This window comes from Streptomyces adustus, assembly GCF_009377175.1.
Classification (GTDB): Bacteria; Actinomycetota; Actinomycetes; order Streptomycetales; family Streptomycetaceae; genus Streptomyces; species Streptomyces adustus.
In genome coordinates this window covers 1-5,470 of sequence record NZ_VJZD01000398.1, presented here as the reverse complement: position 1 = coordinate 5,470, position 5,470 = coordinate 1, and the positions used below count along the sequence as shown (strand labels likewise).

Sequence of the window (5,470 nt, the reverse complement as noted above, 5' to 3'; positions counted from 1 at the left end):
GCCCACGCCCCCGGCCGCCCGGCCGTACGCCCCTGCGGCGGCCTCCCGGCCCGCGGTGCCGCACGGGTGCCGGGAGGCCGCGGGCGCCAGGACACGGCGAAGCGGCGGCACCCCTCGGGGTACCGCCGCTTCGGAAGACGCTTCACGCCGAGGGAGCGGAACCTTCCTGCTCCGCTTCCACCCGGGCGTTCCACTCCCGCTTGGAGGCCTGCCAGCCGTCCTCGTTGTGGCCGAGCCGCCAGTAGCCGGAGATCGACAGGTCCTCGCGCGGGATCTCCCGCTCCACCCGCAGCAGCCGGCGCAGCTCCTTCACGAAACCGGCCTCACCGTGCACGAACGCTTGGACGCGGCCCTCCGGGAAGTCCAGGCCGCGCACCGCCTCGGCCAGCTTCTCGCCCACCGGCGCCGCGCCGCGGTGCAGCCAGACGATCTCCACGTCGGAGTCGACCTTCTGCTCCTCCTCCGGGCCCGAGACCTCCACGAAGGCGTGCGCCACGGCGCCGTCGGGCAGGCTCTCCAGCGCGGCCGCGATCGCGGGCAGCGCGCTCTCGTCACCGGCCAGCAGATGCCAGTCGGCGCCCGAGTCGGGGGCGTAGGCGCCGCCGGGGCCCACGAAGTGGACGGTCTCGCCCGGCTGGACGCGGGCCGCCCACGGCCCGGCGAGGCCCTCGTCGCCGTGGAGCACGAAGTCCAGGGTCAGCTCGCGGTGCTCCTGGTCCCAGGCGCGCACGGTGTAGGTGCGGGTCACCGGCCACTGCTCACGCGGGAACTCGGCCCGGATCCGCTCCTCGTCGAAGGGCTCCGGGTAGGTCGCGCCCCCGGCCGGGAACAGCAGCTTCACATAGTGATCGGTGCAGGTCCCCGCGGTGAACTCGGCCAGCCCCGCGCCGCCCAGCACCACCCGCTGCATGTGCGGGGTCAGCCGTTCGGTGCGAACGACCTGCGCGGAGTGCGGCTTCCGCGGCTTTCGTGCCGGACGCTCTGCCATGACGGCCTCCCAGTCGCTTTCTAGCTTAGGCTTACCTAAGTTAGCATCACTTTCCCCGGTGAGGTCCTTCCTGCCGGGAGGTTCATGAACCTCTCGGACAGATCATGGCTTCTCGTCCCCGGCGGCGTCAGGTCCGGGCGCGGGAACAATGATCACGTGCCAGGCGTGTCCAGCGTGGTCAGCAGCCGGTTCAGCGAACCGCCCAGCCCCCAGCGCGCCGCCAGCGCGTCCAGCGCCTGAGGGTCGCGCGCCCGGCGCGGCAGCGCCGTGTCGACATCCGGCAGCGGGACGTCGTCGGCGACCCGGACGACCTTCGGGGCCACCGCGAGATACGGCCGCGCCTCGTCGAGCCGCCTGCGCTGCGTCGGGGTCAGCCGGGCCGCGGGGTCGTCCACGGCCGCCATGATCCCGGCCAGGTCGCCGAACTCGGCGAGCAGCTTGGCCGCCGTCTTCTCGCCGACCCCGGGCACCCCCGGCAGACCGTCGCTCGGGTCGCCGCGCAGCAGCGCCAGATCCGCGTACCCGCGTCCGTCGACGCCGTACTTCTCCCGCAGCAGCGCCTCGTCGGTCAGCTGGAGCGTGCCGACCCCCTTGAGCGGGTACAGCACGCGCACCCCACGCGCATCGTCCACGAGCTGGTACAGATCGCGGTCGCCGGTGACGATGTCGACCGGGCCCTTCGCGCGCGCCGTGAACGTGCCGATCACGTCGTCCGCCTCGTACTCCGCGACGCCCACGCGGGCGATGCCCAGCGCGTCCAGGACCTCCTCGATGACCGGCACCTGCGGGGACAGGGTGTCCGGCACCTCCTCCTGGTCCGGGCCGGCCGCGCGCTCCTCGGCGACCCGGTGCGCCTTGTACGACGGGATCAGCTCGACCCGCCAGTGGGGCCGCCAGTCGGCGTCCATGCAGGCCACCAGGTGCTGCGGGTGATGGTCCTTGACCAGCCGGTCGATGAACTCCAGCAGCCCGCGCACCGCGTTCACCGGGGTGCCGTCCGGTGCCTTCACGGAGTCCGGCACGCCGAAGTAGGCGCGGAAGTACAGGGAGGCGGTGTCGAGGAGCATCAGTCGTCCGGTCACGCTCGCATCATGCCGTACGGCACCGACAATCACTCGTCAGGGCGACAGCGGGTCGGACACGTGGCGGAAGTGAACGCGCTGTGAACTGGGCCACTGGGGCGTTTGGCAGGTCGAAGCCGGGGCAGGCGCCGCTTCGGAGCGACGGAGATTGCAGTTTCAACGTTTGCGGTCGGCCGTCTCGCCGCGACCTGTCCCCGAGGGTAAGAGGCACGTGTGTCAGCCAGACTTGAAGCCGAACATCTCTACAAGGTGTTCGGCGGACGACCGGACCAGGCAGTCGAACGGCTGCGCAACGGAGCCGACCGGGAGGAGCTGCGCGCCGACGGCGCCACTGCCGCCGTGATCGACGCCTCCTTCACCGTGGAACCGGGCGAGATCTTCGTCGTCATGGGCCTGTCCGGATCGGGGAAGTCCACGCTGCTGCGCATGCTCAACGGCCTGCTCCCGCCGACGGCCGGACAGGTCCGCTTCGGCGGCCAGGACCTGACCGGACTCGACGCCCGCGGCCTGCGCGAGGTCCGTTCCAGGAGGATCAGCATGGTCTTCCAGCACTTCGCGCTCTTCCCGCACCGCAGCGTCCGCGACAACGCCGCCTACGGTCTGGCGGTGCAGGGCGTGCCGCGTGCCGAGCGAGCGCGCCGCGCCGACGAGGCGCTCGCCCTGTGCGGCCTGGCGGGTTGGGAGAAGTCCTGGCCCGACGAGCTGTCAGGCGGTATGCAGCAGCGCGTCGGTCTGGCCCGTGCCCTCGCCACCGACGCCGAACTGCTGCTCATGGACGAGTCGTTCAGCGCCCTCGACCCGCTGATCCGGCGCGACATGCAGGACCAGCTCCTCGAACTCCAGAAGACGCTGAAGAAGACGATCGTCTTCATCACCCACGACCTCAACGAGGCGATGCGCCTGGGCGACCGCGTCGCGGTGATGCGCGACGGCCGGGTCGCGCAGATCGGCACCGCCGAGGACATCCTCGTGCGCCCCGCGGACGACTACGTCGCCTCCTTCACCCAGGACGTCGACCGCTCCCGGGTGCTGACCGCCGACGCCGTCATGGACCGCGCGGTACGCGGCGACGAGGCCGACTGCGGCTGCGAGACCGCGACGCCGCAGACCCCGTTCACCGAACTGTGCGCGATCAGCGCGCGCGTGTCGCATCCCGTCGCCGTGCTCGACGCCCGGCGCACCCTCGTCGGGGTCGTGCCCCGGCAGCGCCTGCTCGGCTTCCTCGGCGACGAGCCCGCCGCCGCGCCGGACCGCTGCGACACGCCCCGCGCGACGGACAGCGCGAAGGCCACGACCACGGACAGCGCGAAGGCGACGACGGACAGCGCGACGGACGACGCCAAGGCGGTGGCCCGTGCCTAGGATTCCGCTCGGCGACTGGGTCAACAGCGCGGTCGACTGGCTGCTCGGCCATGTGTCCTGGCTGTTCGACCTCCTCAAGGCCGTCTTCACCGGCGCCTACGACGGCATCGACGCCGTACTCCAGGCCCCGCAGCCGCTGCTGCTCGCCGGGATCTTCGCCGTGCTGGCCTTCTGGCTGCGCGGCACCCTCGCCGGTGTCCTCACCTTCGTCGGATTCGCCTTCATCGACTCCCTCGGACTGTGGGACGACGCGATGGTCACCCTGTCGCTCGTCCTCGTCGCCACGGTCATCGCCCTGGTGATCTCGGTCCCGGTGGGCATCTGGGCGGCCCGCTCCGAGCGGGTCGGCGCCCTGGTCCGCCCGGTCCTGGACTTCATGCAGACGCTGCCCGCGATGATCTACCTCATCCCGGCGATCCTCTTCTTCGGCACCGGCGCCTCCGCGGGCATCGTCGCCACCCTGATCTTCGCGCTCGCCCCCGGCGTACGCATGACCGAACTGGGCATCCGGCAGGTCGACAAGGAACTGGTCGAGGCCGCCGACGCGTTCGGCACCACGCCCCGTGACACCCTGCTGCGCGTCCAGCTTCCGCTGGCCCTGCCCACCGTGATGGCGGGCGTCAACCAGGTCATCATGCTCGGCCTGTCCATGGCCGCGATCGCCGGCATGGTCGGCACCGGCGGCCTCGGCGGCGACGTCAACGAGGCCATCGGCCAGCTCGACGTCGGCCTCGGCTCCGAAGCCGGCGTCGCCATCGTGATCCTCGCGATCTACCTCGACCGGATGACCGGCGCACTGGGCACCCAGGTCTCCCCGCTCGGCCGCCGCGCCGCCCTGAGGGCACGCGCCGCCGGGGGCACGCGGATCTGGTCCTACCGTCCCCGCCCGCAGTTCGCCGTGATCGGCGTCGTCGTCCTCGGCCTCGTGGCCGGCGGCATGGGCGTCCTCGGCGGCGGAGACGGCACACAGCCCGTCGCGGCCGGCAAGGACGTCGGCCAGGGCAAGAAGATCACCATCGGGTACATCCCCTGGGACGAGGGCGTCGCCTCCACCTTCCTGTGGAAGGAGATCCTCGAACAGCGCGGCTTCCAGGTCGACGCGAAGCAGTACGACGCCGGGCCGCTGTACACCTCGCTCGCCCAGGGCGACGTCGACTTCGAGACCGACTCCTGGCTGCCGACCACCCACGCGCAGTACTGGAAGAAGTACGGCGACCGCCTCGACGACCTCGGTTCCTGGTACGGCAGGACGTCCCTGGAGCTGAGCGTGCCCTCGTACGTGAAGGGCGTCGACTCCCTCGACGACCTCAAGGGCCAGGCGTCGCGGTTCGGCGGGAAGATCACCGGCATCGAGTCCAGCGCCGGCGAGACGGCCCTGCTCAAGAGCAAGGTCCTCAAGGAGTACGGCCTGGACCAGGAGTACAAGGTCGTCGACAGCTCCACACCCGCGATGCTGGCCGAGCTCAAGCGCGCCTACAGCAGGAAGGAACCGATCGTCGTCACGCTCTGGTCGCCGCACTGGGCGTACAACGACTACGACCTGAAGAAGCTGAAGGACCCCAAGGGCGCCTGGGGCACGGGCGACGGCGTGCACACGCTGGCCCGCAAGGGCTTCGCGGCCGACAACCCGGTCGTCGGCACCTGGCTGAAGAACTTCCGGATGACCGAGAAGCAGCTCACCGGCCTGGAAGCGGCGATCAACAAGGCGGGCAAGGGCCGGCAGCAGGAAGCGGTGCGCGCCTGGCTGAAGGACAACCCGGGCGTCGTCGACAAGGCGGCCCCCGTCCCGCACAAGTCCTAGGGCACCACCGGACCGAGCCCGGCACCGCGGGCCGAATCTCCGAGGGGCGGGCCTCTCCGCGCGACCTGACAGCGCGCGGCGAGGCCCGCCCCTCGGGTCATGTCCGGAAACCGCCCGGAGCCCGCGCGCCCGCCGCGCGCCGGGGGATCACTCCCATGCCTACGGAAAAGATCCGGACAACCACACAAAGCTACGAATCGATCGGGCCCGTGGCTTGACCGGGCCGGGGCATCCGGC

General features: G+C 71.4%; 3 protein-coding genes and 1 pseudogene. 2 read left to right on the top strand and 2 right to left on the bottom strand.

Translation table 11 applies throughout. From position 1 onward, the window contains the following. Positions 1–142: 142 nt before the first annotated feature. Both FNH09_RS44255 and FNH09_RS44250 read right to left on the bottom strand, forming a co-directional pair. On the bottom strand, positions 143–988 hold the full coding sequence (locus tag FNH09_RS44255) for a siderophore-interacting protein (protein ID WP_152895522.1): 846 nt from the start codon (positions 986–988) through the stop codon (positions 143–145). Positions 989–1,140: 152 nt separating this feature from the next. Beyond that, positions 1,141–2,070 (bottom strand): 5'-3' exonuclease H3TH domain-containing protein, encoded by a 930-nt coding sequence (locus FNH09_RS44250; protein ID WP_162470031.1) that lies wholly within the window; start codon positions 2,068–2,070, stop codon positions 1,141–1,143. A gap of 213 nt (positions 2,071–2,283) precedes the next feature. Between FNH09_RS44250 and FNH09_RS44245 the strand changes: the two genes are divergently transcribed. Next, complete coding sequence (locus FNH09_RS44245; protein ID WP_162470030.1) at positions 2,284–3,432, top strand: betaine/proline/choline family ABC transporter ATP-binding protein; 1,149 nt, start codon at positions 2,284–2,286, stop codon at positions 3,430–3,432. Then, positions 3,425–5,218, top strand: a pseudogene (locus FNH09_RS44240) (ABC transporter permease/substrate binding protein); the annotation flags it as partial. The gene FNH09_RS44245 and the pseudogene FNH09_RS44240, both read left to right, overlap by 8 nt. Positions 5,219–5,470 lie beyond the last annotated feature (252 nt).

What these genes read in the sequence shown, in the direction of transcription:
- FNH09_RS44255 (WP_152895522.1), bottom strand. Translation starts at nt 988, where the DNA reads ATGGCAGAGCGTCCGGCACGAAAGCCGCGGAAGCCGCACTCCGCGCAG.